The following is a 1,718-nucleotide window of genomic DNA, read 5'->3' on the forward strand; positions in this document are numbered from 1 at the left end:
CGGCGAAGCGAAGTGGCGTGTAGGCGGAGGCCGACTGATTCCCAACAGTCGTGCCCCACAAGGTGGTGCGAGCACGCCAAGCTATGTCACCTTGCTCTGTTACGAGTTCGGTAGGGGTGCCGACCAGGTCGGTGACGATGGCGAAAAAGCGTGAGTCGATCTCGCTCTGGCTTGCCTCGTCCGATATCCGCTCGGTCTGGGCCAGAGGAGCCAGGCCGTCATGATCCCAGGAGATCGTGACCGGATGAGGAGTGTCTTGTGATCTGGTGGTCTGCTCGATCAGTGTCGCGCCGTCCCAGGCGAAGTCCGTCCGCTCAAGGACTGTGACACCGTCAGCAGCCAGCCTGAACTTAGCTGTCCGACGTCCCAAGGGGTCGTAGAGGTAACGCCAGACTGAACCGTCCGGAGTGGTCACGGAGGTGAGGCGGTCTTCGGCGTCATACGCGTACCGCCATGTGTCCGGCTTCCTGGAAAGACGAGCCTTCTGGCGCTGGATCATGCGGCCGGCCGCGTCGTGCTGGTAGCGCACTCGCCCGGCGGAGCGGATGGTCGTACCCGTGTAAACACGGGTGCCGCGGGATTCCGGAAGGGCATGCTGGTCCGGCCACGTGGCTTGGGTGAGGTTGCCCGCCGAGTCGTAGGCGTACGACTCCGACCACCCTGCGGCTTGGACACCAGTGACTTGGCCCGTCTTGTCGAGTTGGAATCGACGGGGGCCATTCAGTTGGTCGGCAATCCCCACGAGATAGCCGTCCGGGCGATAGGAGTACGTACGCCGCTGGATACTTCGACTGCCTCCGGCGACGATGGACTGGGCGGTGACGCGGCCCAGCCCATCGAAGGCGTGGGCCAGGGTGACATTTTCGCCGAAGTGACGAGCTCGTTCCTGCCCTGCTCGATCGTGGTCAAAGTCGATCGCGCGACCTGAGGCGACGAGCTGCGTGCGATTGCCAGCCGCATCATAGGTATACGTGGTGACGGCCCCAGCCGGAGTTATGCGGCGGGTTCGGTGCCCCAACGCGTCGTACTCAAAGGCAACTTGGCGGGTACCAATCGTTTCAGAAATCAGGCTTCCCGTGCGATCTCGCCCCAGGGTGAGCGTGGTCCCCGATTGTGTGGCTTGAGTGAGATGGCCGTTGGAGTCATAGGTGTAGTCGGTGATCAGTCCGTCCGCGTTCTTGCGGACCATCTGACCGAGGGCATCATGTTCATAGCTGATCGTTTGGCCGAGGGGGTTGACGCTGGAGACGAGGCGTCCCGCCGCATCGTAGGTGTAAGTGAGACTGCGGTCGTCGAAGTCCGTTTCAGATGTCAGGCGTCCGGCTGAGTCGTAGCCATAGGACCACGTCAGGCCTTGAGGATTGGTGACCTTCGTCAGGCGCAGCGACGAGTCGTAGTCGAGCTCGTATCGAACACCGTCGCGACTGGTCTGAGCCGTCAGCAGGTCGAAGTGGGTGTACTCGAAACGGGACACCTGATCTGTCTGATCGACATAGTGAATGACGTTGCCTTCGCCGTCGTAAGCCCATGTCTCGGTGGCGCCGTCAGCCGTTGTACGACGCTCGAGCTTCCCTTCCACCGTCCAGCTGAGGTAGGTGGTCTGGCCCAGGGGATCTGTGTAGGTGATGGGGCGACCGAAGGCATCACGTTCCCAGCGAGTGGTGGCTCCCACAGGGTCAACCACTTCAAGGGGCAGGCCTGCGGCATCGCAATGCACG

Annotated in this window: 1 protein-coding gene; it reads right to left on the reverse strand. The window is 62.2% G+C overall.

From position 1 onward, the window contains the following. Window positions 1–1,672 (reverse strand): RHS domain-containing protein (locus ACZ5CR_RS44605; RefSeq protein ID WP_468869239.1); only part of this gene is annotated, 1,672 nt, incomplete at its 3' end. Window positions 1,673–1,718: the final 46 nt, after the last annotated feature.

It is taken from the genome of Streptomyces sp. NPDC031274 (assembly GCF_055570235.1).